The organism is Streptomyces reniochalinae (assembly GCF_003323735.1).
Taxonomy (GTDB): Bacteria; Actinomycetota; Actinomycetes; order Streptomycetales; family Streptomycetaceae; genus Streptomyces; species Streptomyces reniochalinae.
The window spans coordinates 1-22961 of record NZ_QOIM01000058.1 but is presented as its reverse complement, the minus strand read 5'-3'; the positions used below and the strand labels follow the sequence as shown (position 1 = coordinate 22961).

Here is a 22961-nt window from a genome sequence, read left to right as displayed (position 1 = left end):
GAGGCTGACGGTGAACTCCGTGCTTTTCTCCATTCCGGCGCTGCTGCTCCTCGCCTCGATCGCCCTGGTGCTGCTGCCGTTCGAGGCGAGAGAGGATCCCACCGACCCGACCGCGACGGTGCGGGAGAAATGCGGATCCCTCCTCTCCCCCCGCACGCTCAAGAACGCCGCCGGGCGCTCCTCCATCACACCCGTGTGCGAGTACGCTCGGAAGGCCCGCTGGAACTCGACCGGGCAGCTCCTGGCCTGGGGCGCCGGCACCAGCGCACTCGTCGGCGCCCTACACATCCGACGGCGGCGCAACCGGAGCCGCTCGGCCGCAGAACCACGGCAGACCCGCGACAGATGAAACACCGCAGTGGGCGCCAGACGGTCACTGCGCGGCGGCTTTTCGCAATACCGGCCCGCCACCACGCGGCAGGGATCGCTGGAGGAGCCCCCTCCGGCGCTGCCCCACCACGTTGTGACGTTCTTGCCGCCTGGCAGCCCCCGCGGGATGTCTACGACTCGGTCAACTGCCGGTAGAGGGCGACGTAGGTGTCGGTGAGACGCTGCACCTCGTCCGCCTCAGCTTGCGGGAGCCCCCGCTGATCTTCCTGCGCGCGCTCCAGGCCCTTCTGCAGTGCCGCGGTCCGGTCGGGATCGGGAGTTTCGGAGCGTCGTTGCTGCATCAGCTCCCGGCCGTACCAGGAGATGACCTGCTGGATGGCCAAGCGGGCCCGCGCGCGGGGGTCTGCTTCCTGCCCGAGGGCGGAGAAGTCACGATCGGGAGATCCGGGGTCGGTCATGAGGGAGCACACCTTCCTGGTCGTGGTCGTGGTCAGGCGGGCGTTGTCGAGGTCTCTCGATGACCCGGCACACCGCAGCGTGCCCTGCGCGGGTTTCAGCCAGAGCCGGGGGCTGCGTTCACGGGGCGTGCGCTGGGCCGTTAGCCCGTGTGTCGAAAGTGAATCTTGTGCTGTGAATGATCACGGTTCATGGGTCGGGGAGATCTCACGGACGAGCAGTGGGCGGTGCTGGAGCCGCTGCTGCCGAAGGGCACGAAGGCGGGTCGGCCGCCTGTCCGGCCTCGGCGGCAGTTGATCGACGGCATACGGTTCCGGGTCCGGACCGGTGTGCCGTGGCGGGACGTCCCCGTCGAGTACGGGCCGTGGGGACGGGTCTACGACCTGTTCCCCCGATGGCAGCGGAACGGTACCTGACACCGGATCCTCAGCCGACTCCAGGCCCTGGCGGAGGCGAAGGGGGCGATCATGTGGAACCTGAATGTTGACTCCACGGTCTGCCGTACCCACCAGCACACGGCCGGGCCCGCAAGCAGGGTGATCGGCAGAAAGAACCGCCGGGTGGCATCTTCACCGAGCTCCCTGATCATGGGCTGGGACGCTCGCGCGGCGGGTCCACCACCAAGCTGCACCTCGCGGTTGAGCAGCGCCAGAAGCCCATGCCGATCGTGATCACGGCAGGACAGCGCGGGGACTCGCCGCAGTTCGAACCCATGCTGGAGCAGGTCCGCGTGCCCCGCCTCGGGCCGGGCCGACCACGCGTCCACCCCGATCGCGTGCGGGCCGAGACGGCGTACGCCTCCCGCAAAAACCGCGCCTACCTGCGCCGCCGTGGAATCCGCCGCACCATCCCGGACAAGGCCGACCAGGCCCGCAACCGCCAGAAGCTCGGCTCTCGCGGCGGCCGGCCGCCGCGCTTCGAACCGGTCGACTACCGCGAACGTCACGCGGTCGAGTGCGGGATCAACCGACTCAAGAGGCAGCGCGCCGTCGCAAGCCGTTACGACAAGCTCGCAGTCCGATACGAAGCGACTGTCCTCGTCGCTGCCATCAACGAGTGGCTGTGACCCCCGGCGGCGCTACGGCGGGATCTACGTTCCACGTCTCCGGCGAATCGCTGCCGCAAAAGACGCAGACGAAGTCGTCTTCGCGCACGATGTTGTGCTCCCGGCAGTCGGGGCCCCGCCGGAACACCACCTCGTGGGTGAAGCCGGAAGGCCGCCCAAGTTCACCTCGCAGCAGGAACGACTCCAGTCGGTCCCACTCCCCGTTCATCAGATCTCCACGGCTCATACATCCACGCTGGACCCGACGCCCCGCCCGAGTCAGGAGATCCGAGACCCTAGTCCAGCGGTTCGGAGAAGATGAGGCGGACTTCCGTGGTGCGGTACCCGGCGCGGGTGAAGGCCGCCGCCATCGGACGGTTGCCGAGGTCGGTTGTGGCAGTGATACGGTCCGCACCGTCTTCGGCCTGGAAGCGGGTAATGGCGGCCAGGATCTCTGACACGTAGCCGCGGCCACGTAGTTGGGGGACGACGCCGAGATAGCCGACGTTGCGGCTGTACGGCGTGGCCGACGGTATCGCAAGGCCGACCAGGGCGCCGTCGCGAGTGTGCGCGAGGCGCCACCAGTCCCGCTTGCCGGGGCGGTCGAGGTAGAACTGCAGGCTTGCGCGGGCCGTGGCCTCCGGCCCGTTGGCCGCCTCGCTCTCCACGGTGTGGGCGTCGAGCGTACCCTCGGCGACCCGCAGCAACGCCTGCAGGAACACCTCGTCGTCCGGTTCCGGGGAGAAGACCAGCCGCTCGGGCTCGGCGGGCAACGGTACCTCGGGCGTCCACTCGAACTGCAGCCGCTCAACCTCGACAGTCAGGCCCGCGCGACGGGTGGCCTCCTGGCGCCAGGCCACGGCGGCGACGTGCTCAGGGTCGTCCCGCCACGAGCCGGGCAGCTTCATGAGGTTGTACAGCGGCGGGGCTTCGGCCCCCGCTTCACGGAACGACTGGTGCCCCGCGTCGAGGAGCGCGGCGGCAAGAGCGACCCGCTCGGTGGCGGGCACCTCGTCTGCGACGGCGAGACAGTCGAGCGCGATCGGGTGCGCGCTGTCGCTCTGCCCCCACCACAGGGCCCGGGCCAGTACCCGACCGTCCGGCCCCCAGGCGGCCCAGGTCCACTCCGGGCGGTACATCCGCTGGGCGGCCTCCTCCCGGAACACGTCGGCAGGCAACCGCAACACGGGCTCCATCGAGGTGAGAGCCAGGACTTGATCAAGCTCCGTGCCCGGCCCCGGCACGGCGGAGAGACGAGGAGCGGCACCGCTCAGCAAGTTCATTCAGGCACCTTTCGAGTGCGAGAGCACCGGCCGACGACACACTGGCGGAACGACCGGAGAGGAGGAAGCCACCACCGGGCCGCCACAGGCGGCTGATCGTGTATGACGACCGGTGCACGTCACGCCGCCCCCGAGCGACCTTGCCAGGGGTGCATGCACAGCACAATGAATTAACTTCGCCGCCAGGCACACCGATCGGCCGACTCCGGAAGCGGGGGTCTCGGTCCGCTCCAGACACGTGCACATCGCGCACGAGCGGACGGGGCGGGAGGAGAGAGGTGGGGCCGTGGAGTACCCGATCGAGGTGGTTCGCAGTTCCAGGATGGCATAGACGCCTGCCAGTAGCCGGCCGCGAGCGCATCGCCACCCGCAGCACCAACCCCTTCGGCAAGACCGCCGAGGCGGTGGACCAACTGGCGTTGCTCGCCAGCTTCCTCCACCGGCGTAACGTCCCCTTTCGATACACGCCCTAGTCTTCTGAGTCAGGAACTCTGTTCAGGGCAGAGGGCTCCTATGCGGGTAGCGAGGCCGCGGAGGTCGGGCGTGGTGCGGCCGGAGGGCCGGAGACGAGCGCTCGGACGGCTGGCCGTGCGTGTGTCTCTTGCGGGGCGCAGCGATCGGCGACCAGGAGGCTGGTGATGCATGCGTCTCGGTGCCCCCACTTGTGGTGGGCGTGGGCCATGTCGGTGTAGAGGCGGGCGCGTCGCTCCGCGCTGGGCAGGGCTGCGGGGTCGATGGCGTGCGCCGTGGCCAACGCGCGGGCCGGGTCACCTGCGCTGTTCTCGGCGGAGACGAGGTGAAGCTGCACGGTGGCGGTGTTGAATCCGCCGTGGTCTTCCGCGTGTGTACCGCCCAGACCCGATGCGATGGCGGCGGCCTTCGCCGTCAGCTCGCGCAAGCCGGTGGCGTCGCCCTGCCAGGCGGCGGTGTAGGCGGCGGACTGGACCAGCAGACCCCGCAGCGCAGTACCGGGCGTGCCGGCCTCGCGTAGTTCCGGGGCTTGCGCGGCGTTGAGGGCGAGGGTGAGCGCTTGGTCGTGCCAGCCTGCCTGGCGGGCGAGGACCGCGAGCTGGCGCGCCGATTCGGCGATGACGACGGGTTCTCCTGCGGCCTCGGCGAACTGGCGGACCCGGTCGGCAGCCATCCATCCCAGTTGCTGTTCGTCCAGTTTGATCAGGATGCGAGTGGCGAGAAGGTAGCTGCGGCCCAGCAGGGAGTGGCTGGTGCTGGATGTCGTGTGTTGTAGTGTTGATGAGGCGCGGCGGTCTCTGGGCGAGAGCTGCGTAGCTGCCGCTGGAGAAGTCGCGGTGGGCAGCGGCGAGGGCGGCGAGCAGCTGCTGCGGCTCTTGGTCGCCCGCGAGGGTGCCGAGTCCGAGCATGACGTCCCGCAGGCGGCCACGAGGAGTTCGCTCAGCTGGGCCTCCGTCGCTTGTGCGGGGCTGCCGTCAGCGGTGCGCCGACGGCTGCGGCGGCTGTGGCTGCCAGGAACTGCCGTCGTCTCACGTCGTCCTCCCTTCCCGCCAGGGTAGGGCGGTAACGCGGGGGTAGGGGCCGGACGGCCCGCCGTGTCGATCAGATGGGTCGGGTTCGAGGAGGAGCCCGAGCGCCTTGGGTGGGGTGTCGAGAGCGCGGGCGAAGGTGCGCAGTGCCTCGACGGTCATCGGTGATTTGCCGCGTTCGAGGCGGGAGACCTGCGCGGCGGAGAAGCCCGTCTGCTGCCCCAGCTTCTCCAGGGAGAAGCCCTGTTTCTGCCGTATCCGGCGCACCAGTTCACCCGGCTTCACGTGCTCGGCAGGTGTGGGAGCGAGGTGGGCGTTGGTGACCGATCGCATCAGCAGAAACCCCCAGGGGCGGGCGGCACCGGAGGCTTCATCGAAGGAGCGGCGGCACCCGCGGGGTGCGCTTTTGCACGAGATGCGCAGTCCTTGCAGGCCTTGGCGGGTGAGCTACCGGTGCTCCCGTGGGCGCGGTGCTCTGGATGTGCAGCGGACGCATCCCGCGTCGCTGCACTCCGAGATTCCAGGGAGGCTTCCCGTGTCCCACTCCATCCTCGCCAAGGTGCCCCGGCCGCTGCTGTGCCCGTCGATGACCGCCTCGCCCCGGCGTACTACGTGCACGCGGGCGGGCTCGACGGCCCGGTCGAGAGTCTGCTCCGCGGCGGCGCCTGCGTCTTCGACATCAAAACTGCGGCTGCTCTGGTGTTCGACGCTCCCGAGCACGTCGGACTGTGATCCGGCGGCGGGGGTGTCATCGAGGCCGGGGCCGACGCGCGTGGCCGGGTCATCGTGCAAAAAGGCGCCCGGATCGAGGCCGGCGCGCGCGTCGTCGGGCCCGTGCTCGTCTGCTCCGGTGCGGTGATCTCCGCCGGGGCGCTGATACGGGACCACCACACGGCCATCGGCCCCGGCTGCTCGGTGGGTTCGGAGCGGAGATCACGCGCAGTGTGCTCGCGGGCGGCTGCCTGATGAAACACGCCAGCTTCGTCGGCGACTCGCTGCTCGGCCGCGGTGTCAACGTGGACGCGTTCTGCGCGACCACCGGCCTGCGCCGCGACGGCGGGCCGGTGAAGGAACCGGCGGTCGACTCGATCACGGTCATGCTCGACGGCCGCCGCATCATCACCGTACAGACGAAGTTCGGCGCCGTGATCGGGGACGGGGTGGCGCTGCCGGCCCGTACGGTCCTGGCACCGGGCACGCTGATCGGCCCCGGCACCGTCCTCTACCCGCGCGGCCACCTCGGCGCCACAGTCTCTGCGCTGCTCCCGGCCGCACGCGCCCCGGGGAGCAGTCTCATCAACTCCCCCTCGCTTTCGGTATCGTCGCCCTGATCACGCCCTCCTGCGGCAACTACGTCGGCATCGGCGCCCCGCTGTTAAGCGGCAGCCTCGCCCTCACTTTCGGCACCATGGGCCTGCGCCAGCGGCTCATCCGTCTTCAGCGCGCCATCGGCCTAGCCACCGGCGGTCTCGCCTTACTATCTCTCATCGTCCTACTGACTCCCGTATTCAGCTGACGTGGAGAAGCCCCTGCAATTCTGCTGTGTATTGTCATCGGCTGTCCACAACCGGAGACGTGTGCGCCGGTAGGGGTGTCAGGGGGCGCGGTTGACAGAGGGTTACCGACGGGTCACGCTGGCCTTCTCCAGTGGGTACGTCACTTCCGCGGGGGTGCACGGCAGGCAGTAGGCAGTAAGGCAGGTATGCAATGTCCTTCGAGGCCGAATGGGCCCAGCACAAAGCCGCGGCGGGAAGCAGCTCCCCGGAGATGCACCTGGCGGGTGCAGGTGGCGGGAAGGGCAAGGGAGTGCTCGCCGCGTCTCCCGCGGCCAAGGAGTCGGCGGCCCAGTACATCGAGGACACGCTGATGAGCGCGGTCAAGACCGCGGGCAACATGGCGGAAGGAAGCACCGGCACCATCACCGGCTCCTCCGCCGTGTGGGGAGCGCCCTGGCATCCTCCGATGGCCGGCGGGGTCTCGGGGGGCGGGGAGTTCCGGGACTGGGAGACCAAGACCGGCATGATCACGGTGCAGCGCGCCTGGGAGCAGCAGGTCAAGGGGCTGCTTGAGCGGCTGGGGCACTACCGGTCGGCGCTTCGCGGGGCCAAGAGGACGTATCAGGGTGGGGCCTTGATATGGAGCGCTTGGTCCGCTCGGCTGTCCCGGACGAGGTGAAGCAGCCCGACGGGCCGATTCCCGACCCGGAGAGGCCGATGATCTACCGCTCGTCTTCCGCGCTGGACGGTATCGACATGGGCCCCACGGGGCTGCCGCCCGGCTCGTGACCGCGCGAGACGCTGCGAGATTCACCCTTTTTTGACCAGTAGTACCGTCCGGGGGGACCTGTATGCCGCTCACCTACCACGATGTGATGACCACGAGGTTGTCCGCGCTGACCGACGCCGCCGAAGAGTGGCGGAAGATGGGAGACAGGTTCGGGACGCTTCGCACGGACTACAACACCGAGGTCAAAAAGCGGGTCGGTGATGGGGACTGGCAGGGCGAGGGTTTCCTCGCGGCCATGACCGCGTCCGGTGTGATCAGGCACGAGTTCGAGGCCGCGAAGAAGGAAGCGCACGCTATCGCGAAGAACCTGGAGAAGGCCCATCGGGAGTTCAAAGGATTCAGGGACGCCATTGACGACCTCGTCGCAGAGGTCAAGAAGGCCGGGTACAAGGTCAACGGGCACACCGGTGAAGTCACCTATGACACCGACGCCCTGTCAGGCGAGGAAGCCAGAGCTCTCAAAAACGATCCGGGTGCCCAGACTGCCATCCAGCATAAGGAGGACGGGTACACCGCTGATATCAAGAAACTCGTCCAGAAGGTCGAGGACGCGGACGCCGGGATCAAACTGGCACTCGAGACCAACGTCAAGGACCTCGACGGCCGGGGGGACGCCCAGGGGTTCAACAGCAATGCCGAAGGCAACCCTGAGAAGGTCGAGGCCGTGCGAACCGAGTATCTCAGCCGCCAACTGGAGAAGAACGGCAAGCTGGAGCCCGAGCAGGCTGCCGAGCTCCGGCGGCTCGTGCGGGACAACTCACACGACGTCACCTACAGCCGCATGCTCCTCGACCGTCTGGGGACCGACGGCACGGTCGAACTGATCAACAGTGTCCACATGGCGGCCCGGGAGACGGACACCGGCGACAAGGAGCACTACGTCGCGTTCGAAAAGGGACTCGCCAACACGCTCGGTACGGCCACGAAGGACACCAAGTCGGAGTTCTACAAGAAGTGGCACGCCGATATGCGAAAGACGGGTCTGAAAAGGTTCGATGATGCCTTGCAGCGCGTCGTCGGCGAGGAGCCCAACAAACCCCGTGGCTACCAGACCCTGCTCACTTTGATGGAGCAGGGAAACCCCGACAGCTACTCCTGCGAGATGCTCAAAGACCTTGGGAAACGACCTGCGGGAGGCCGAGGACCCCGGCAAGGGCGGCGATGAGGACGTGTGGGACCTGCACGGTGGTTTCTCCGGAAAGAACCGGGGCTGGTTCGCCAACGACCCGATGGACAGCGTCCTGGGGATCATGAGCCAACAGCCCGATACCGCAACGGAGTTCCTCGACCCGGGTGCCGACAAGAAGAACGACATGCTGCACTACCTGGTCAAGGATCGGGACTGGGAGCTGGTCGACAAGAACGAGTTTCACGGAAAGGCTTCCGTGGTGGTCGGCACGGAGGACAAGGACTCCCGCACCGGTCTCGGCCTTGTCATCGAGGCCGCCTCGACAGGCCAGGAGCCGGGCGCGCACTACGAGCTGGGCACCCACAACCCCGCTCAGGCGCGTGTGATGTACCACACGATCGACGAGCTCAATGGTGCGCAGCAAGCGGAGCAGATGCCCGAGAACCTGCGCGAGCCGATGGCCCGCGCCCTGCGCGACTACGTGCCGGACCTGCACGAGATCCTGGGGAAGAACAACAACCTCTACAACACCCAGGAAGGAGCCTGGCAAGACGACGAAGGGCTCACCAGGATGTCCGTCTTCAAGGACGACCTCGTGCCGGTACTGCGCGGCATCGGCGACGACCCCAAGGCTCTCGGGCTGCTCTACCAGGCCCAGCAGCAGTACGGACAAGACCAGCTCTCCGCACTACCGGACAACGCCGGGGCCGCGACCCGGGTAGCCATCAAGGACACCGCGGCAGCGCTGGGCGCCTACGACGGCGTCCGCGCGGACATCATCTTCGATGAGCGCTTCAAGAAGCAGACGTGGGCCAACGACTTCAACACCGCGGCCACCACCGTCCCCGGCTACGCCCTCCAGTTCACCGGCGCCTACACCCCTGCCGCGGACGCCGCGAACCGCCTGGTCGGGGTCTTCTCCTACGAAGTGACCAAAGACCGCCTGGCCGAGGCCACCCTGGAGGCGACAAAGGAGAACGCGGAGCAGTTCACCGCCGGCCAGAGAGAAGTCGACAACATGGTCGCGATGTGGGCCCAGAGCAACGGCCATGACCAGGACAGCACCTTCACCAAGGACCTCATCGGAACAGGCCAGACCAAACACGAGGAAGGCCGCGACGGCGCTCTGCGGCGGCTCCGCCCCGACTACTGACCCCTCCCCTCTTTCCCCTCGAAGAAAGACCTGAGAGTTGAACCACCGACGCAGGAACCTGCTGCTCGCCATAACCCTCGCAGTCGTCATCCTCGCGGTGGGCGGCGGCTGGGCGACCGGCACCTTCACCGACTGGCGGGACCGTCTGTCGATGAGGGACGCCTGCGACGGCGTCCTCGTCGGCGACGACGACATCCGCGACACTCTCGGTGGCGAACGCGTATTCGCCGAGGATGTCCAGCAGGACTCCGAGACAAGAGACGGCTTGACGCACTGCCTCGTGCGAGGCTCCGATCAGACGCAGCCCGCACTGCGCGTCGACGTGCGCTGGTCCGAAGACGCCCACAAGGAAGCCCTCCCCCAAGGCCACGCCGACACCTGGCAGGAAACAGGCACGGCGGCCCCCATCGGCAAGGGCTGGCCCGGAACCGTCTCCGCCGTCGGAGGCGACTTCCACGCCACCGTGGCTCTCGCCTGCCCGGACGGCAAGAAGGCGGAAGGGAAGTCGTCGCTGCTGGTCACCGCCGACCTTGGCCGCGACGCGCAGCACAACGACAGCCACGTCCGCACCAGCCTCGCCCGTTTCACCACCGGGACCGCGGCCAAGGCCGCCGACAAGTACGGCTGCCCCACCCCGCAGCAACACCGCCCCGAGAAGGTAGCCCAGGCCCCCCTCGACAAGTCCGTCCCCCTCACCGAAGCCCGCGGAAGCTGCTCAGCCGTTCGAGACCTCTCCCGCAAGGAACAGCACAGGGGGATCACCCGCGCCCAGGAAACTCCTGCCGACAACGACGCCCCTCTCCTCGACTGCTTCCTCTCCACCTCCGAAGGAAAGCCCGGGTATCGGCTGTCGGCCACCTTCGGGCCGTACGCGAAGAGCTACCAGCAAGCCGCCGGCTCCTCCCCTATCCACGGCGAGTTCGGCTTCGACAAGGAAGAGCACTCCTACGCATGGGCCACCGCCGACTGCCCCGGCAGTCCTCAACGAGCCCTCTTCACCGCCTGGTCTGTACTCAACGACCGCACCAACAAACCCACGGTCGCAAACCCCTCACCCGCTTTCGTGCGTAATGCACTAGCCGCCTACGCCAAGACCACCGCAGACGCACGCGGTTGCACCGACCTCCAACTCCCTCACTGAGCCGACCGCCCGCACGGCAGCCGCTTCAGTCCCGCTATGCGGATGGACCCCCGCCGAACGGGACGCAGGCCCCCTGGCTCGGAGATTCGGACCACGCAGTACACCTGGGTAGTCGAGCAACTGCGCCAGCCAAGAGGTGAGTCGACGCTGGCATCGCCTGGATTGCCTCATGCTGGGACGTCGGCAAACCTTCGGTAGACGGGTCTTCGGCTACCGTCGTCCTCGCTCTGCGGGAACGGCGGAGCAGGCATGCTGAGGGCGTTGACGACGCCCAGATACTTGCCCGCCCAAAGGCCGCAGGTCTTCAGCCCGGGCACACCCGATCAAGTCCAGCGCTGCTTGCGTGGTCGCATGTCGCCGCATGACGGATAGATCGGGTGCAGCGCGGCGTTGTGGTTCTCATCGCACTGGGCCGCGTTCACGGCGGTGGTCAACAGCACGCGCAGGCCCAGGGTGGCCGCGTCGCGGGCTGATGACTCGCAGCAGACGTTCGTGTATGTGCCCATGACGAGAACGGTGTCGATACCGCGCTGCGCCAGCAGACCGGTGGTCGACGTGCGGGTGCCGCGTGATGCGTGGACGGCGCTCGTCCCATTGGCGCGGGGTAACTGGCCCCTCCCCTACGGCCTGGGGCCGCGCCAGTGGGAAAAGAGTCTCACGGTGCTGGACGAAGTGCTCACTGGGCTGTATCTGTCGGCCGACGCTGACGGTCGGCTGCGGTGGCTGGGTAAGGTCCACCGCGACGGTGGCATCGGCGCACGGCTACGTGGTCACCTAGGCAGTTTCGTTGGATCAGCAGGTGGGTGTTGACGGTCGTGCCGGGGTGACAGTCTGGGATGATGAGTCCCTGGAACACCTCTACCGAGGACGACCTGCGGCATCTACTCAACGAGTGGGATCCGGTGGGTGTCGCTGACGATGTGAAGGACGAGTACGACTGCATGCTCACCCCTCTCCTCCAGCAGCTCCGTTCCGGCGCCAGCCGGAACGAGATCGGTGAATTCCTGCGGCACGAGCTGGAAGATCATTTCAGTCTCGACCCTCTGGGCTTGCGGCCAGAAGCAATGGCCAGCCGGGTGATGGACTGGTGGACATCGATCGACCCGGTTAATGGTGCGGCCAACGCGTAGCCCCCTATCCGACCGTGCTCGTGTCCGGAGCCAGGGACGGCTGTCCACCTGCACTACGTCGGGAAGATGTCGGAGCTCATGACCTCGACGTGACTGTGTAGCGACGATCTTGGAGAGCGCGCCGGCTTTCGACCAATGTGTTGAGCTCCGCACGTTGCTTCTCATCCAGCCCGGCGAGCGAGAGATGATCACGCTCGCCAGGCGTGAGCCGCGTGAGGTCGGGCCCGGAGTCCGTTGGCGCCGGCCAGGTACCGCCAGGTGATGTCGTGCGCGCGGGCGATGGACGAGAGCGTGTCGCCCTTCTTCACGGTGTACGTGCCGGCCGCCCCGTCGTCGCTGCCCTCGTCGTCGGGGGTCTCGTCGGCGGTGCTGCGGGCGTCGGCCATGACGCGGGCCATGTCGATGTCGTCGGGGTCGCCGTGGTCGCCGTGGTCGTTCTCGGGGACGTGCTGGTGCGGAACGTTCCCGGGCCGGTGGCGGTCCTGGTGGGGGGCAGCCCGGAGCCGCAAGCAGCGGCGGCGGGGCTGGCTCGGCTGCTGCAGCAGGTTCCGGGGGCGGGGGTGCTGCGCACGGGCCTGGGGGCGTTCGGCGCCCTGGGCCTGGGGGCGGGTTTCAGCGCGTTCGGGGTGGATTCCAGCATGCGGCAGGTGCTGCCCCCGGAGACGCAGAGCAGGCCGGGCGGCGGGCCGGGCAGCCCGTCGGTGTTGTGCGCGCCGCTGATGAACTTCTATCTGGGCTCACGCTGGCGACCCGTTTCAACGGTCAGGCCCCTGAGTGCGCATGCGAGTGCTGCCGGGGCGAGGCGCTGGACCGTTTTCTCGACATGGCGCAGCAGGTGCATGCCAGCGGCCGGGCACAACGCGTGCGTGCTGACGGGGTGGGCGCGGCAGTCGCACGCGCTGGATGCCGCGGAGCGAGGGCGATGGTGGCAGGGCATCTGCCGGTCGGCGCTGGAGCGTTACCCGCAGTGGTCCCAGCGGGTCAGGCACGAGCAGGGCTTCGCGGTCGGCCCGGAGCTGCCGGTGTGGGCACGTATGCCGGTGCCGGAGCGGGCACCTGGGCGGGTCAGGGGAGCCGGGCGTGGAGTTGCTCAGTGAATTGCCAGTCGACGGGCGTGTGCCGGAAGTCGGGGTGGGACTCGGGGGGCACGGCCCAGACCAGGCCGTCGGAGGCGGGTTCGAGGACGCCGATGCCGTAGTAGGCGGCCCGCATGTACAGGTCGTCCCGCTCGTCGGCGGGGGTGGGGGCGTTGAGCAGAAGGGCACACCGGGCGAAGGGAGCGATGTCGCAGGCGTGGATCAGCGCCTTCTTCCAGTGGTGGGCGCTGGTGCGCAGGAGGGCCAGGTCGACGGCGAGCGGACGGACCGCGTGGCGGCGGATACGGGAGCCGGTGAGGGTGGCGGCGGCGCGGGGCAGGGCGTGGGTCCGCTCGCGCAGGGGCTTGGGCAGGGCGGCCAGGGGCACGTCGAGTTCGGTGGGCAGTTCGAGCAGGGTGGCGAGGTGGCCGATGGCGAGGGGGGCCGCGTCGTGGTGGCGCCGGCGCGCACATTCGGCAGCGTCCCGGCGGTAGAAGACCAGGGTCTTGCGGTGGCTTTTGAGGGAGAGTTCGGCGCTGGGGGTGTTGCCGCCGACCAGGAGGGCCAGGGCGCGTTCGAGGCGGGCGTGTGAGTCGACGGCTGTTGCTGTCGCCATGGTCGTCTCTCCTGCGGTTCTCTGGGGTGCGGGGTGGGGTCAGGCGGCTCGGGGCGTGGGGTGTTCCTTGAGGCGGTCCACGGTGGCGGCCAGGGAGGCCCAGGCCTGGTCGCTGCCGCACCGGCGGTAGAAGCGGCGGCGCTACCCCGGGGCGGGGTCGAGGCGTTCAACGAGACCGAGGGTGACCAGGGTGCGTACCGGCGGGTGGTAGACGCTCGGCGAGACATGGCGGGTGAGGGCCAGGTCGCCCAGGCAGAATCCGTCGCTGCCGGCGGCGAGTGCAGCGATGAGTTCGGCCCGGTAGCGGTTGCCGAAGACCCCTGCCGACAGGCGGCGCAGTTCCTCCGTCTCCTCCATGTTTCATTTATCGCGAATCGCGTGTCACGTATCGGGGTGTGACCTCCCCTTCTGTGCACTGGCGTTGGCATCATTCCGCGGCTGTGAGCGTGTCCGGTTTCAGCCGGTCCGCGTGGGCGCAGCGGGCAGGGTGTGCTAGGTGTGCCGTCGTTCTTCATCCGGGGTTGGCGAGAGCGAGGGGCGTGTATGGCACGGGAGCTGCAGGTCCTGCACCGGGACGGGGCGGGGCGCGGCGTACACTGCCCGCCGAGCATCTGCGCGGGGTGCCTCTGGCGGAGCGGGATGCGGTGTGGCAGCCGGCGCGACATCCCTCCCAGCGCTCGATCGCCACCTGGTGGTGGACGGCGACGAACCGGCGGCTCGTGGGCTGCCGGTCCCTGGGGCTTTTATCAGCGGCGATGCTGCTGGACTTCCATCCGCAGGTCGATGATCTGCGGGCCTGGTCGGCGCAGTTGGTGTGGCGCGAGCGGGGCCGGGAGCGGTCTCTGGTGCCGGACTTCTTCGTGCGCACCGCATCGGGGGCGACGGTCGTGGTGCTGTGCCCGCCGGCCCCACCGGGCCGGGTGGCCGGTTCGAACGGCAGCTGGAGGTGGCACGGGAGGTCGGCGCGGTGGCCGGGTGGCAGCTGGCTGCGCCGCGGCTGCCGGGGGCGGTGGCGCTGAGGAATCTGCGGTGGGTGTCGCACCGGCGGCATCCGCGCTTCGGCGATGTGGGCGTGGAGGCGGCGCTGGCGGCGGCGTTCGCACAACCGGTGCCGCTGCGGGGGGCATCGAGACGTGCGGGGTGCCGCGGGAGCTGGCGCTGCCGCGGCTCTACCACATGCTGTGGCACCGCCGTCTGGGGACGGACTGGGCTGAGCCGCTGAGCCCCGCGTCCCTGGTGGGGCCGATGGCCTCTCAGGCCGCCCCTGAGCGGTGGGCAGTCCGCTCGCGGTGGAGGAGGCGTGAGCGCGGCGGCGACGCTGGAGCGGCGGGTGCCGCACGTGCAGCGGTGCGCGCCGCGCGGGGTGCTGGTGCCCGGCGACCGGGTGCGCTGGCACGGGAGCGTGTATGCGGTCGCGGCCCTGGAGGGGCCGCTGGTGCATCTGGCCGCGGATGCGGCCGACGGCGGGAGCGGGGTGGCGGTGCTGCTGTCGGTACTGGCCGCGGCGCCGGGCTTCGCGGTCCTGGATGCGTCCGGGCACGTGGTGGAGCAGGACGAGCTGCCCGACTTCGCGCTGCTGGAGGGCATTCCCGAAGCGGCCGCGCAGGAGGCCCTGGCCTGGCACCGGGCGGTGGTCGAGGTCGACACCGGGCTGGCACCCGGAGCGGCGCGGGGTGCGGTGCCCCGCCCCGCGTTCGACCCGGCGACGACGACGCGCGCCAGGCGCACCTGCCGAGCAAGGCCGACGGCCACTGGCGCATGCACGACCTCGTGCGGCACCGTTGGTCATAGTGCCAGTCGATGAAGGGAATGTTCGTGGGTTTCCCGGGGCCGGGGGAGGTGGTTGTTCCCGCAAGGCCAGCCCGAGATGCGCACGCCCATCCCGCTCGCCTCGACCGCGGTGCACGAACCTGCACCTGCTGAAGCCGGGATCTGACGTCGACCGCCGGCCCTCTGGCCATGCCCTCGACAGCGCCGGCCCCGGCAACGGCGAGTGCAGCCCCCCGGGCGTCGGGCACTACCCCTGCTCCGTCCGGCCTCGTGATCGCCCGCTTCAAAACACCCTGTCAGTGCTCAGACGGAACGGACCCGGTCGGCGAGGTGTCACCGCGGGCGTCGTAGGCGGCGCGGGCGGCATCGATGTGTGGCAGGTGCTCGACGGTCCACCGCAGGAGGGGGGTGGTGGCTTCGTAGAGGGTCCTGCCCATCGGGGTGAGACGGTAGGTGACGTTCGGCGGCATGACGTGGTGAACGGTACGGGTCACGAGGCCGTCCCGTTCCAGGCCCCGCAGCGTGACGGTGAGCATGCGCTGGCTAATCCCGTCGACGGCACGCTTGAGTTCTGTGAAGCGGCGGGGCCCCTGGTCAAGATGGCAGACGACCAGCAGAGACCACTTGTCCCCGACCATGCCCAGCACGACGCGAGCCCGGCCCGCGTTGTGCTGCGGGCGGCCGCTGGTAGTCCCCATCGTTACCTCCAGACAACCGGGGCACCGGAAAGTGCCTTATTGATCAGAACGCGGCAGGCGAGCCACGATGCTGATGGTTCTCAAAGAGTACCGAGGCACCAGAAGGAACCGTGCCTCCTCCGTCCTGCCGTCCCGTTCCAGGAGCAGTCATGCGTGCCGTCCACATCACCCGCCACGCCGGCCCCGCCGCGGTAGAAGTCGTCGAGCTCGACGAACCGACAGCCGAACCAGACTCGGTCGTCATCGATGTCCGTGTCGCCGGCGTGACCTACCCGGAGGTCGCCCAGAGCCGCGGAGAGTACCACCTACGGCGCACACTGCCCTTTGTCCCGGGCGCCGAGGTCGCCGGAACCGTACGATCCGCGCCGTCGAACACCGGCCTGACCGCCGGGCAGCGGGTCGCGGCCTTCCCCGGGACCGGTGGATACGCCGAGACGGTCGCTGTGCCGCCGACGGCGGTCTTCCCACTCCCCGACAACGTGTCCCTCGACACAGGCGCGGCGCTACCCATGAACTACCTGACCATGCACTTCGCACTCGTGCGCCGGGCACATCTCCAGCCGGGCGACACCGTCCTGGTCCACGGGGCCGCGGGCGGCATCGGCACCGCGGCGGTGCAGCTGGCCACCGCGCTCGGCGCCAGGGCCATCGCGGTCGTCTCCGGACCCGACAAGATCGACACGGCCAAAGCCGCCGGCAGCGACGAAGTGGTACTGGCCGACGACTTCGACCAAGCCGTGCGGAAGCTGACCGGCGAACGTGGCGTCGACCTCGTGGTGGACCCGGTCGGCGGAGACCGGCTCACCGGCTCCCTCAACAGCCTTGCCCGCGAAGGCCGCTACCTCGTCGTGGGCGCCGCCGGCGGTCACTCACCCCAGGTCACCACCGACAGCCTCATGCGCAAAAACCTCGACCTCTCAGGAATCGGATGGGGCGCATTCTGGCAAGAGCAGCCCTCCTTTCTCCAGCAACAGTGGACCGACCTCCTGCCGCTCCTGCAAGCCGGAAAACTCACGCCCGTACTCGGACGACGCTTCCCACTCGAACAGGCAGCACAGGCACTACTCGAACTCGACCAACGCCGGGCACAAGGGAAGGTACTACTGGACGTGCGATAAGCCGCCCCCATCCCCCAGCCCAGCAGTGAGCAGCGCTTCGGCACGCTCACAGAACTCGATGACCAGACGGCTGCGGTCACCGGTACGCGTAGCCACGACCACCCGACCGGGTCCAACCCCCGCAACGGGATAGTCATCAAACCGGAATGCAAACCAGCGGCATGGCATGCCCAACAGGCGGACCCCCCGGCCAGCCGGGACCACGAGACCACCACCAGCCCGAACTGCTCACGGGTGAGACCGACCTCAATGCCCATCCCCAAGCGGTTCCACCAGTGGTAGTCCGTGCGCTCCCCCTTCACGAGTACCTCGCCTCGGATCAGCTCGCCACCGAGCAGGTCGTCGAGCACCATCGCGGTCACACCGCACTGATCCCGCGCAGGATTCTCCGAAGACCAGTACGGCCGGAACCCCGGGGAGGTCGTGTCAGCCCCCCAGCTGCGATGGGGAGACGCCGGGCTGCGCCCGCCGAACCGCGAGGGGGTGCGCGGCGCGATCCGGTGCAGCAGTCGGCCCGAACCGTACGGCGCTGCGGGGTCAGCCCGCGTGGGCGGGCCTGCTGACTGCCCGGGCGATGCGGTGGCCGACCAGCCGTTCGGCGTCCGTGAGCGGATACCAGGCGGCGCCGGTCACCTCTGCTTCCTGGATCTGGCCCACGTCGGCGCGGTCCGTTGTGAAGGCGAATCCGATGTCGAGGTGGTAGTGGTCCGGCTCCCCCTTTTCCGGGCGCGCCGGGACGCGCCCGTACTCGACGTAGGCGGGGGCCGGGTCTGCCGGAAACACTGCCGCGGCATCGAGGCCGGTCTCTTCGGAGAGCTCGCGCACGGCTGCTTCGACCAGCGTGGTGTCCGTCGGCTCCACGTGGCCGCCGGGCTGCAACAGCAGCCCATACGCCCGGTGCTCGATCAGCAAGACCTCCGTCTCGCTGCGAACCAGCAGCGCACCGACCGTCACATGCATCGGGAACGTATGCCGCGAAGTGAAGTCGCCGCCCTGCCGCAGACGTTGCACCGGTTCAGCCAGCGGTGCGGCTTCTCCCGGGTAGCGCGCCAGGTACTCCGCGACCGCGTTGGAGATCTCCGCGTTACTGATCGCCACGGGCCACCCCCGTACCAGGGCGAGAGCACGGCACGGCTGGACCGAGTGCTCCGAAGCGAGCGAAGAGAAGCGACACAGGTAGCTCCACAAGACGTGTGCGAGGTACGAGGCGTCCGAGCCTGCAAGCGAGGCCGGCAGGCTCACGCTCCACCCCGGCAAGCGGGCTGGGCAATCCCCCGCAGAGGTGACCGCCCTCCGTTCGAATGACCCCGGGATTCGACGAGCCCGTCATGCCGGGCGCGGCACCGCCTTTTAGAACATGCGTCCACCGCCTACCCGTAACGGCATCCGTTTCGGCCCCGTTGTTGGAGCACCAGTGCCCCTCGTGCATCCATCTGGAGGACACCGTGGCAAACCGGCCAGTTTCAGCGCGCACCCCGACCCGAATCGAACATCGGCGCTTGGCCGGACTGTGCGCTTCGCGCCGGCGGCCTTGTGTTGACGCCGTCACCGGCAGCCCCTCCCCGCGTCGGGGCGAGGCCGGCAGCGACCGGCGTGGCAGGGCCCACGTCTCCTCACCGGTGCGGAGTGCCCGGGTGAGGAGGGCATCGGCATGAAGGGGCACCAGGACGGTGCGCAGGGGATCTCGGCGGTGGAACGTGAGCTGTTCGGCGGGCGGCTGCGCTGGAACCAGTCCTACGTCGAGCACGAAGGGGCGCTCGCGCGCATGCGGTTCGGGCAGATGGCCGTCGCGCTGCCGCGCATGGTGGGCGTGGTCCTGCGGGCCGGATGGAGTGCGGACCGGCGGGCGCTGGCCGGTCTGGTGGTCTCGCAGGTCGGGCAAGGCTTGACCGGGGGGTTCGGCCTGGTGGCTGTCAACGGCGTGCTGAGCCAGTTGTTCGCCGACGGGCCGACCGCCGACAAGCTGCGGCAGTCGCTGCCCGCCCTGCTGGCACTGGCCTTCCTGTCCGTGGCGACGGCTCTCCTGTCGGCCTGGTCGACGGCGATGTCCGGTCGCCTGGAACCGCAGGTGGAGCGGGCGGTATCCGCCCGGTACTACGAGGCCGTCATCCGGGTCGAGGTCGAGGCGACCGAAGAGCCGGACGTGCAGCGGCATCTGGAGGCCGGCAAGTTCGGCACCGACTCCGCACGGCGGATGCTCGGCCTGTCCGTGGGCGTCGCGAACGTGGTGATCAGCATGGTGGCCGCCGCTGTCGTGCTCGCCTCGCTGCACTGGGCTCTTCTGCCGATGCTGCTGGTCATCGCTCTGCCCAAGGGCTGGGGCGCCGTGCGCTCCGCCCGCCGCGAATACGTCTCTCGGCTGCACTGGGTCGACCACCGCCGGGCGGTGGCCACCCTGTTGCAGTACCTGACGACGCCGCACGCCGCCGGCGAACTCCGCGTCCACGCCGCCTCCGCCCTGCTGCTGCGTGGATACGGCGAGATGTCGGGGCTGATGGAGACCGAACAGCGGCGCCTGGCCCGCGCCCAGGCCCGCACCGACCTGGTGGCCGGAGCGTTCTCCGGCCTGGCGTCCCTGGGCTGCTACGGAATGCTGTGGTGGCTGCTGACCAGTGGCGGACTGCCGCTGGCCGTGGGCGGCACCGCCGTGGTCGCCCTCCGCAACTCCACCGCCCGGCTCACCTCCCTCGTGCAGCAGGTCAACCGCATGTACGAGGAGATGCTGCAACTCGGCGACACCGAGCGGGCCACCGAACTGGCCGCGAGGCACGCCATCCCCATAACGGGGGCGCCGCTGCCGACTGACTTGCGGTCCATCCAGGTCAAGAACGTCTCCTTCACCTACCCGGGAGCGACGACGCCCGCGCTGTGCGGTGTGAACCTCACCGTGCGCCGGGGCGAGGTGACGGCCCTGGTCGGCGCGAACGGCTCCGGCAAGACCTCGCTGGCCAAAATCCTTGCCGGGCTGCTGCTGCCCGGCGAAGGAGAAGTGTGGTGGGTGGGGCCGGACGGCGAGCGGGTGGAGGTGCGTGCGGCCGACCGCGCGCAGGTCTTCGCCTCCATCGGACTGCTGGCGCAAGACTTCCCGCACTGGCAGATGACGGCCGCCGCGAACGTCGCCGTCGGCGCCGGCGACCGCCCCCGTGATATGGCCAAGGTCAAGGGCGCCGCGCGGGCCGCCGACGTGGGCGACCTGATCGAGGGCCTGGAACACGGCTGGGACTCCATCGTCGTCAAGGGCTACGAACGCGGCGTACAGCTCTCGGGCGGGCAGTGGCAGAAGCTCGGCAACGCACGCAGCCGCTACCGCGACGCCCCGTTCCTCCTGGTCGACGAGCCCACCAGCGCGCTGGACCCGCATGCCGAGATCGACGCCTTCGAGCGGCTGCGATCCGTAGCCGACAACGGCACCGCCGTCGTACTGATCACTCACCGGCTCGCCGCGACCACCTCCGCCGACCACATCTACGTCCTGGACCACGGGCGCATCGCCGAACACGGCAGCCACGAGCAGCTCATGACCGCAGGCGGCCTCTACCACGGCATGTACGAAGCGCAGGCCGCCCAGTACCGCATCGCCCTCCCTGCGCCTCGGCGCAGCGTCACCGACGGACACGAGGAGCTTCGGTGACCACCCCTCCAAGATCGCGCCCGCCTCTCCGGCGACGAACGTCCTGTCCTGGCAACCTCCGAGGTGATGACATGCCGCCCAGCCGCTCCCCCATCCGCGCCACCGTCGAGGCGTACCTGGAGCACCATCCGGACGAGCGTGCCGGGCTCGCCGTGCTCCCCACGGCGCTCGACCGCCCCGCCGACCCGACCAGCCGTGCGACCCTCCCCGGCCACGTGACATGCGGAGTGATCCTGGTCAACGAGATCGGCCAAGTGCTGCACATCCGCCACCGCGCCAGCGGGAAGGTCCTCACCCCCGGCGGCCACACCGAGCCCGAAGACAAGACGCTCGCCGCCGCAGCCCTGCGCGAACTCGACGAAGAGACCGGCATCCCGCCGGGCGCCGTGGCCCCTCGGCCGGGCTGCGACGGCGTACCCGTGGATATCGACGTGCATGACATCGACACCAGCCCGGTCAAGAGCGGGCCGGCCCACCAGCACTACGACCTGCGCTACCTCTTCCGAGTCGACGACAGCGAGGTAGCTCTCACCCCGTCCGGGGTACCGCACGTGCGGGAGCCCGGCAAGTGCACCGGCTGGCGCTTCTGGGATCCCGACGAGCTTCCCGCACCCGTCGTCCCGTATACCCGGGCCGCCGTCGAGGGCATCCGCTCCGGGCGTCTGTACACGGAAATGGGCTGGGCATGACCGCCGAGATGGCCGGCGGCGCAGTCCGGTCAAGCCGCCCGGACCACACTCCTGTCCGGCCGGGCCACAGGGCTGGGGCAGACCCGGCGGGCGAGGCGGAGGCTGCCCGAAAGGCCATGGTCGCCCGGCTGGAGGCAGACGGCTGCCTCGGCCTGGCCCGGTGCGCGAGGCTCTGCTCGCACTGGATCGCGAGGTGCTCATGCCGCAGGCGTACGTGCAGCGCAGTGCTCCGGGTGAGAGGCCGGTGCGGCGGGACCTGTTGGACTGGTCCGAGCCCCAGGACCGCAAGGAACTGCTCGCGGTGCTGCACAGCGGGGACAGCGTCCTGATCCAGTACGAGGGCGAGTACCTCCTCGGGCGGGAGCGCCGGAGCCGCCGCGGCGGGTCGATCACGTCGATGTCGACGACGACGCGTGTGACCTCTTCTCTGCTGGAGGAGCTGGAATTGCTGCCCGGTCACCGAGTGCTGGATGTGGGCACCGGCGCGGGGGTGACTGCGGCGGTGGCCTGCTACGTCTGCGGGGACGCGGGGGTAGTCACCCTCAACCGGGACCGGCATGTGAGCACGGCCGCCCGCACACGTGTGGGCGCTCTGGGGTACCGGCCGGACGTCGTGTGCGGCAGCGGCGAGCACGGCTGGCCCGCGCGTGCCCCCTACGACCGGATCCTGCTCACCTTCGCCCTCCCCTACGTGCCGCAAGCCTGCGTGGAGCAACTCGCCCCCGGAGGCAAACTGCTGGTGCACGTGGTCACCGCCTCGCCCTCGTGGCCCCGGTCTCCGGGCGGGCGGATCGAGGCACAGCTACGCCCTGTCGAGTTCGCCCACGTCGCCGGTTACGGCATCAAGCGCATCCACCTGCACGCCGCTCTCCGTGAACGTCTCGAAGCCGGGCGGGCCGACGGCCTCTCGACGTCCTGCGCCTTCCGGTCCGACCAGGCTCCACCACCCCAGGAGGCGGGCGGGTTCTGGCTCGCGCTGGACGCACTGCACCCGGGTCTGGTGCGGCACTGGGGCGTCGAGGGGCTGGCGATCGGCGCGCCCGGCTGCGGCTCGTGGATGACGGCCCGCCCGGGCGGGGTCGACACCTGGTCCGTCACCAGCAGTGGCCCGCGCGACATCTGGGACGAGATCCACCAGACCGCTGCACGCTGGCAGGCCGCCGGTCTACCACCTCACCCTCGGCGGAGACGGCGAGCAGCGCGTAAGCGCCGGCCACGGCACAAACGTCCTGGCCTGGTGCCTCCCTCGACCGTCCGCACCTGCCGACCACACCACATCTCAGGAGACGAGCACATGAGCACGCCCTGTGAGGAGACCACCCGCTCCGGCGGGTGCCTGTGCCGCCAGATCCAGTTCACCGTCAGCGGTGAACCCGACTACCCCCACACCTGCAGCTGCCCGCACTGTCAGAAACTGGGCGGCGGCCCGATGATGTCCTGGGTGTCCTTTCCACTGGAGGGGTTCGTCTGCCCCGAAAAAAGAGGAGAGCTCGCGTGGTACTACACCTTCGAGGGCGAGACGAAGCGCGGCTTCTGCCCCCGCTGCGGGAGCCAGTTGTTCGCCCTGGACGACGGAGCCACCAGCATCGGAGTCAGCCTCTCTGCGCTGGATGACGCCTCCGGCCTCGCGCCGGTCAACCAGAGCTTCCGCGGCGACGCGGTGTGCTGGCTGCCTCAGGTGCCCGACAGCCGTCAGGTGGCTGCCTAATGCTTCTGTCAAGCGATGAGACGCAGGGGTGGCCGGTGCTGGAAGGGCTGTCGGTCGCGGAGCATGGCGTAGAGGACGTTGACCTTGCGTCGAGCCAGAGCGATGAGAGCCTGGTGGTGCCGTTTGCCTTCGGCCCGCTTCCGGTCGTAGTAGGTCCGCGAGGTGGGGTCACGCTGGATCGAGCAGAACGATGCCTGGTAGAA

24 protein-coding genes and 4 pseudogenes are annotated in these 22961 nt (G+C 69.4%); 15 read left to right on the top strand and 13 right to left on the bottom strand.

Translation table 11 applies throughout. The features are described 5' to 3' along the window. Positions 1–10 precede the first annotated feature (10 nt). On the top strand, positions 11–349 hold the full coding sequence (locus DQ392_RS33770; protein ID WP_114019518.1) for a hypothetical protein: 339 nt from the start codon (positions 11–13) through the stop codon (positions 347–349). A 151-nt stretch (positions 350–500) separates the two neighbouring features. Here DQ392_RS33770 and DQ392_RS33765 read toward each other — a convergent pair whose 3' ends face one another. Further along, positions 501–788 (bottom strand): hypothetical protein, encoded by a 288-nt coding sequence (locus DQ392_RS33765; RefSeq protein WP_114019517.1) that lies wholly within the window; start codon positions 786–788, stop codon positions 501–503. 189 nt (positions 789–977) lie between these two features. On the opposite strand from DQ392_RS33765, the pseudogene DQ392_RS33760 reads away from it, so the two are divergent. Continuing rightward, positions 978–1852: pseudogene (locus DQ392_RS33760) on the top strand (IS5 family transposase). Here DQ392_RS33760 and DQ392_RS35695 read toward each other — a convergent pair. From DQ392_RS35695 to DQ392_RS33735, 4 genes and pseudogenes are all read right to left on the bottom strand, one after another. Beyond that, a pseudogene (locus DQ392_RS35695) lies at positions 1836–2021 on the bottom strand (hypothetical protein); the annotation flags it as partial. The pseudogenes DQ392_RS33760 and DQ392_RS35695 sit on opposite strands and share 17 nt — an antisense overlap. 106 nt (positions 2022–2127) lie before the next feature. After that, the gene (locus DQ392_RS33750) at positions 2128–3114 is read right to left on the bottom strand and encodes a GNAT family N-acetyltransferase (protein WP_114019516.1); all 987 of its coding nucleotides are present in this window, start codon (positions 3112–3114) and stop codon (positions 2128–2130) included. Positions 3115–3625: 511 nt separating this feature from the next. Beyond that, positions 3626–4258, bottom strand: coding sequence for a hypothetical protein (locus tag DQ392_RS33745; protein ID WP_114019515.1), 633 nt, complete (start codon positions 4256–4258; stop codon positions 3626–3628). A gap of 355 nt (positions 4259–4613) precedes the next feature. Further along, the gene (locus DQ392_RS33735) at positions 4614–4946 is read right to left on the bottom strand and encodes a helix-turn-helix domain-containing protein (RefSeq protein WP_114019513.1); all 333 of its coding nucleotides are present in this window, start codon (positions 4944–4946) and stop codon (positions 4614–4616) included. A gap of 243 nt (positions 4947–5189) precedes the next feature. Here DQ392_RS33735 and DQ392_RS34715 point away from each other — a divergent pair, with 243 nt between their 5' ends. From DQ392_RS34715 to DQ392_RS33705, 6 genes are all read left to right on the top strand, one after another. Further along, entirely contained in the window at positions 5190–5345 is a 156-nt protein-coding gene (locus DQ392_RS34715) for a hypothetical protein (protein ID WP_181856686.1), read from the top strand. A gap of 233 nt (positions 5346–5578) precedes the next feature. Further along, positions 5579–5944, top strand: a complete 366-nt coding sequence (locus tag DQ392_RS33725) for an LbetaH domain-containing protein (protein WP_147266624.1) — start codon at positions 5579–5581, stop codon at positions 5942–5944. Between the two features lie 376 nt (positions 5945–6320). Next, positions 6321–6788 carry a hypothetical protein gene (locus tag DQ392_RS33720; RefSeq protein WP_114019510.1) on the top strand — a complete coding sequence of 156 codons (468 nt, stop codon included), beginning with the start codon at positions 6321–6323 and terminating at the stop codon, positions 6786–6788. A 172-nt stretch (positions 6789–6960) separates the two neighbouring features. After that, complete coding sequence (locus tag DQ392_RS33715; protein ID WP_114019509.1) at positions 6961–8064, top strand: hypothetical protein; 1104 nt, start codon at positions 6961–6963, stop codon at positions 8062–8064. Beyond that, positions 8015–9181: a DUF6571 family protein gene (locus tag DQ392_RS33710; protein ID WP_114019508.1), complete on the top strand. Its 1167-nt coding sequence runs from the start codon at positions 8015–8017 to the stop codon at positions 9179–9181. Before DQ392_RS33715 ends, DQ392_RS33710 begins: the two co-directional genes overlap by 50 nt. A gap of 37 nt (positions 9182–9218) precedes the next feature. Beyond that, complete coding sequence (locus DQ392_RS33705) at positions 9219–10322, top strand: hypothetical protein (protein WP_114019507.1); 1104 nt, start codon at positions 9219–9221, stop codon at positions 10320–10322. 323 nt (positions 10323–10645) lie between these two features. Here DQ392_RS33705 and DQ392_RS35690 read toward each other — a convergent pair whose 3' ends face one another. Continuing rightward, complete coding sequence (locus tag DQ392_RS35690) at positions 10646–10828, bottom strand: cysteine hydrolase family protein (protein WP_245982315.1); 183 nt, start codon at positions 10826–10828, stop codon at positions 10646–10648. A gap of 333 nt (positions 10829–11161) precedes the next feature. Between DQ392_RS35690 and DQ392_RS33695 the strand changes: the two genes are divergently transcribed. Continuing rightward, a complete protein-coding gene (locus DQ392_RS33695; protein WP_114019528.1) occupies positions 11162–11452 on the top strand; it encodes a hypothetical protein in 291 nt (96 codons plus the stop codon). 188 nt (positions 11453–11640) lie between these two features. Here the strand turns inward: DQ392_RS33695 and DQ392_RS35915 are convergent, their stop codons facing one another. The 3 genes from DQ392_RS35915 to DQ392_RS33670 form a co-directional block, all read right to left on the bottom strand. Beyond that, entirely contained in the window at positions 11641–11961 is a 321-nt protein-coding gene (locus DQ392_RS35915) for a LysM peptidoglycan-binding domain-containing protein (RefSeq protein ID WP_220182690.1), read from the bottom strand. Between the two features lie 556 nt (positions 11962–12517). Beyond that, on the bottom strand, positions 12518–13144 hold the full coding sequence (locus tag DQ392_RS33675) for a hypothetical protein (protein WP_114019505.1): 627 nt from the start codon (positions 13142–13144) through the stop codon (positions 12518–12520). Positions 13145–13285: 141 nt separating this feature from the next. Beyond that, positions 13286–13501, bottom strand: coding sequence for a hypothetical protein (locus DQ392_RS33670; protein WP_114019504.1), 216 nt, complete (start codon positions 13499–13501; stop codon positions 13286–13288). 398 nt (positions 13502–13899) lie between these two features. Between DQ392_RS33670 and DQ392_RS34195 the strand changes: the two genes are divergently transcribed. Both DQ392_RS34195 and DQ392_RS33665 read left to right on the top strand, forming a co-directional pair. Further along, positions 13900–14163 carry a hypothetical protein gene (locus DQ392_RS34195; protein WP_147266623.1) on the top strand — a complete coding sequence of 88 codons (264 nt, stop codon included), beginning with the start codon at positions 13900–13902 and terminating at the stop codon, positions 14161–14163. A gap of 281 nt (positions 14164–14444) precedes the next feature. Continuing rightward, positions 14445–14948 (top strand): hypothetical protein, encoded by a 504-nt coding sequence (locus DQ392_RS33665; protein WP_114019503.1) that lies wholly within the window; start codon positions 14445–14447, stop codon positions 14946–14948. Between the two features lie 262 nt (positions 14949–15210). Here DQ392_RS33665 and DQ392_RS33660 read toward each other — a convergent pair whose 3' ends face one another. Continuing rightward, positions 15211–15612 (bottom strand): winged helix-turn-helix transcriptional regulator, encoded by a 402-nt coding sequence (locus tag DQ392_RS33660; protein ID WP_114019502.1) that lies wholly within the window; start codon positions 15610–15612, stop codon positions 15211–15213. A gap of 149 nt (positions 15613–15761) precedes the next feature. On the opposite strand from DQ392_RS33660, the gene DQ392_RS33655 reads away from it, so the two are divergent. Next, positions 15762–16730 carry an NADPH:quinone oxidoreductase family protein gene (locus DQ392_RS33655; protein ID WP_114019501.1) on the top strand — a complete coding sequence of 323 codons (969 nt, stop codon included), beginning with the start codon at positions 15762–15764 and terminating at the stop codon, positions 16728–16730. 218 nt (positions 16731–16948) lie between these two features. Here DQ392_RS33655 and DQ392_RS35675 read toward each other — a convergent pair. Both DQ392_RS35675 and DQ392_RS33645 read right to left on the bottom strand, forming a co-directional pair. Beyond that, a pseudogene (locus DQ392_RS35675) lies at positions 16949–17227 on the bottom strand (YunG family protein); the annotation flags it as partial. Between the two features lie 40 nt (positions 17228–17267). Next, complete coding sequence (locus DQ392_RS33645; RefSeq protein ID WP_114019500.1) at positions 17268–17828, bottom strand: NUDIX hydrolase; 561 nt, start codon at positions 17826–17828, stop codon at positions 17268–17270. Between the two features lie 553 nt (positions 17829–18381). Between DQ392_RS33645 and DQ392_RS33640 the strand changes: the two genes are divergently transcribed. The 3 genes from DQ392_RS33640 to DQ392_RS35670 all read left to right on the top strand — a co-directional run bounded on the left by DQ392_RS33640 (position 18382) and on the right by DQ392_RS35670 (position 22758). Then, a complete protein-coding gene (locus DQ392_RS33640) occupies positions 18382–20361 on the top strand; it encodes an ATP-binding cassette domain-containing protein (protein WP_114019499.1) in 1980 nt (659 codons plus the stop codon). Positions 20362–20432: 71 nt separating this feature from the next. Then, positions 20433–21050 carry an NUDIX hydrolase gene (locus DQ392_RS33635; RefSeq protein WP_114019498.1) on the top strand — a complete coding sequence of 206 codons (618 nt, stop codon included), beginning with the start codon at positions 20433–20435 and terminating at the stop codon, positions 21048–21050. A gap of 160 nt (positions 21051–21210) precedes the next feature. Continuing rightward, positions 21211–22758, top strand: coding sequence for a GFA family protein (locus DQ392_RS35670; protein WP_245982313.1), 1548 nt, complete (start codon positions 21211–21213; stop codon positions 22756–22758). An 8-nt stretch (positions 22759–22766) separates the two neighbouring features. Here the strand turns inward: DQ392_RS35670 and DQ392_RS33620 are convergent. Further along, a pseudogene (locus DQ392_RS33620) lies at positions 22767–22961 on the bottom strand (IS110 family transposase); the annotation flags it as partial.

Excerpts from the sequence above, each read along its gene's own strand:
- DQ392_RS33670 (WP_114019504.1), bottom strand. The coding sequence starts at position 13,501 with ATGGAGGAGACGGAGGAACTGCGCCGCCTGTCGGCAGGGGTCTTCGGC.
- DQ392_RS33750 (WP_114019516.1), bottom strand. The coding sequence starts at position 3,114 with ATGAACTTGCTGAGCGGTGCCGCTCCTCGTCTCTCCGCCGTGCCGGGG.
- DQ392_RS33640 (WP_114019499.1), top strand. The coding sequence starts at position 18,382 with ATGAAGGGGCACCAGGACGGTGCGCAGGGGATCTCGGCGGTGGAACGT.
- DQ392_RS33695 (WP_114019528.1), top strand. The coding sequence starts at position 11,162 with ATGAGTCCCTGGAACACCTCTACCGAGGACGACCTGCGGCATCTACTC.
- DQ392_RS33660 (WP_114019502.1), bottom strand. The coding sequence starts at position 15,612 with ATGGGGACTACCAGCGGCCGCCCGCAGCACAACGCGGGCCGGGCTCGC.
- DQ392_RS33675 (WP_114019505.1), bottom strand. The coding sequence starts at position 13,144 with ATGGCGACAGCAACAGCCGTCGACTCACACGCCCGCCTCGAACGCGCC.
- DQ392_RS33735 (WP_114019513.1), bottom strand. The coding sequence starts at position 4,946 with ATGCGATCGGTCACCAACGCCCACCTCGCTCCCACACCTGCCGAGCAC.
- DQ392_RS35690 (WP_245982315.1), bottom strand. The coding sequence starts at position 10,828 with ATGGGCACATACACGAACGTCTGCTGCGAGTCATCAGCCCGCGACGCG.
- DQ392_RS33725 (WP_147266624.1), top strand. The coding sequence starts at position 5,579 with ATGAAACACGCCAGCTTCGTCGGCGACTCGCTGCTCGGCCGCGGTGTC.
- DQ392_RS33745 (WP_114019515.1), bottom strand. The coding sequence starts at position 4,258 with ATGGCTGCCGACCGGGTCCGCCAGTTCGCCGAGGCCGCAGGAGAACCC.
- DQ392_RS34195 (WP_147266623.1), top strand. The coding sequence starts at position 13,900 with ATGCTGCTGGACTTCCATCCGCAGGTCGATGATCTGCGGGCCTGGTCG.
- DQ392_RS33765 (WP_114019517.1), bottom strand. The coding sequence starts at position 788 with ATGACCGACCCCGGATCTCCCGATCGTGACTTCTCCGCCCTCGGGCAG.
- DQ392_RS33655 (WP_114019501.1), top strand. The coding sequence starts at position 15,762 with ATGCGTGCCGTCCACATCACCCGCCACGCCGGCCCCGCCGCGGTAGAA.
- DQ392_RS33715 (WP_114019509.1), top strand. The coding sequence starts at position 6,961 with ATGCCGCTCACCTACCACGATGTGATGACCACGAGGTTGTCCGCGCTG.
- DQ392_RS33635 (WP_114019498.1), top strand. The coding sequence starts at position 20,433 with ATGCCGCCCAGCCGCTCCCCCATCCGCGCCACCGTCGAGGCGTACCTG.
- DQ392_RS33720 (WP_114019510.1), top strand. The coding sequence starts at position 6,321 with ATGTCCTTCGAGGCCGAATGGGCCCAGCACAAAGCCGCGGCGGGAAGC.